Annotated in this window: 2 protein-coding genes and 1 pseudogene; 1 reads left to right on the top strand and 2 read right to left on the bottom strand. The window is 38.5% G+C overall.

The features are described from left to right. Positions 1–1,161 (bottom strand): ESPR-type extended signal peptide-containing protein (locus PF272_RS02120; RefSeq protein WP_271141434.1); only part of this gene is annotated, 1,161 nt, incomplete at its 3' end. Positions 1,162–1,206: 45 nt separating this feature from the next. Continuing rightward, positions 1,207–1,598, bottom strand: a pseudogene (locus tag PF272_RS02115) (IS1595 family transposase); the annotation flags it as partial. Positions 1,599–1,789: 191 nt separating this feature from the next. Here PF272_RS02115 and PF272_RS02110 point away from each other — a divergent pair. Next, positions 1,790–2,200 (top strand): capsular polysaccharide export protein, LipB/KpsS family (locus tag PF272_RS02110; RefSeq protein ID WP_461782254.1); only part of this gene is annotated, 411 nt, incomplete at its 3' end.

The following is a 2,200-nucleotide window of genomic DNA, read 5'->3' as shown; positions in this document are numbered from 1 at the left end:
TGCTTCGCCATTATTTGCTTTATTTATCTTGTCGATGACAGCATATAATTGTGAACCATTGATTGCTTCAGTTGATTGCTTCGTGATTTCACCAGCAGCAACATTGATAATCTTGCGTTGTCCGCCTGCGGTATTGTTACCTATGCTTACTAAATCGCCGTCAGAGTCAATTGTGCCAGCAAAGCCATCGTAAACGTAACCTCCGACCTCTGCTTTGTCTGTTGTTTTAATTTGAGTAGCAGACCCCTCCGTTGTCGAGTTAGCGCCTAAAACTACACTCCCCTCAAGGTTTGCCACTGCATTTGTACCCAGAGCAATTGCGTTATTTGCGATTCCTGACGCAGCCGTTCCTAGTGCGATAGCGTTAGTGCCTTTTGTTGCAGATTTAGCGCCGATAGAGATAGACTCTTTACCTCCTGCCGTTGATACCACTCCCAGTGCGATTGATCCGTCTGCTTTAGCCTGAGTTTTTATCCCTATAGCCAAAGCGACACTCCCTTCTGCCGAGGTTGCATCAAACTTCGCACTTTTTTTATCCACCGCTCGTCCTACACTATCATCATATTGCCATGTATGATAATCTGTGCCCTTTGCATCATCACCACCTATAGCAATAGAGGATGCTCCACTGACTTTTGTATTGGCACCGATTGTTATAGATTGAGTAGCGGTATCAGCAATTTCAGCATATTGACCGATGGCAATAGATTGTGAGGTTGACGCTTTTGAAGCCTGACCGATTGCAATTGAATTATCTCCTAGTGCTTGTGCCCCCTCTGTAGGCTTACTACTCGAACCATGAAATTTAGCACCAATAGCAATAGCATTATCGGTACCAGTTGCTGTTGCTCCTTCACCAATAGCAACAGCGTTATTGCCGCTTACTGTCGTATCGCCACCTGTGGAGTGAGTGCCAATCTGAGTATGGCCAGCAAAAGCTTGACTTGCCAACATTGCACTACTAAAAACTAATAGAGTTGCAAACTTACTTGGTGCAAGGAGGTGGGATGGGGGGGGGGAGGAGGAAGAAGAGAGAGTGTAAGACGTCGATTTACGTTCATCGGTTGTTGAGCTTGCTTTGCCATTTGAATTAGCTAACTCTGATGCAACCACAAAAGAATTTGTTCTTTTGTTAAAAAGAATCTTGAAAATTTTATTCATAATTAACCCTTTAATTAAGAAACTAGGGATTGACGTAGATCAGCCCTAAATACCACACCATTTTCGCAACGTTTTAAGTTGCTCTTTTAGTGACCTAAAGTTAAATCGAAATTCACATTCCTTCAAGAATAACGAAGGATTCTTTCGATCTATTCCATTATATTTTCGGAGTATTCGCTTCGCTTGACTCCAAAAATTCTCAATTCCGTCAATATGATTATAATTTCAGCAAAATGTGTGCTGTGATTGATGCTGAAATGGCTAAATTCACTTACATCAAGTACATCATAACTACGATAAGTATCCGTGTAAACAATACTATCAGGCTTCACTTGTTCCCGAATAATAGGTAACAAGGTGGCTGATTGAGTATTCGAAACTGCAACAATATAAACCTTGTCATTACGTTTGAGAAACCTAAATACCGCAATTTTACCTTCTATAACATTATACATTATACATTATACATTATACATTATACATTATACATTATACATTATACATTATACATTATACATTATACATTATACAAATTATTACATTATTCACTTTTATTTCACTATTTCCCATTGATCCATTTCATTCTCTAGTTTAGGATACAGGCGATTTAAGATTGAGATGATTGAATGTGAAACCACTTATTTTTTCCTCTGGAATTCGTAAAATTCCACATTTACTTTATTTTTTAGGTGAAACACCTGACTTCTCTTTTCAAAACAGTGTTATCGGTTGGGGGTTTCGTCCTACTGCGCAGAAAGCACAACGCTATGCAAAACAGCATAATCTTCGTTATATTGCTCTTGAAGATGGATTTCTCCGTTCTGTGGGGTTAGGTGTTGAAGGTTATCCACCTTTTTCTTTAGTTGTAGATGATATAGGCATTTATTATGCCGCTGAAAAAACTTCTCGTTTAGAAAAATTGATTACTAATTGTTCATTAACTAATGAACAACGCCAGCAAGCTAAACAAGCTATTCAATTAATAACTGATTTTAATTTATCAAAATATAATCATGCCCCTTGTCAATCTATTGATACA

Source organism: Gallibacterium faecale, from assembly GCF_027920745.1.
Lineage (GTDB): Bacteria > Pseudomonadota > Gammaproteobacteria > Enterobacterales > Pasteurellaceae > Gallibacterium > Gallibacterium faecale.
The sequence above is the reverse complement of the archived record's forward strand: the minus strand, read 5'-3'. Positions and strand labels throughout refer to the sequence as shown.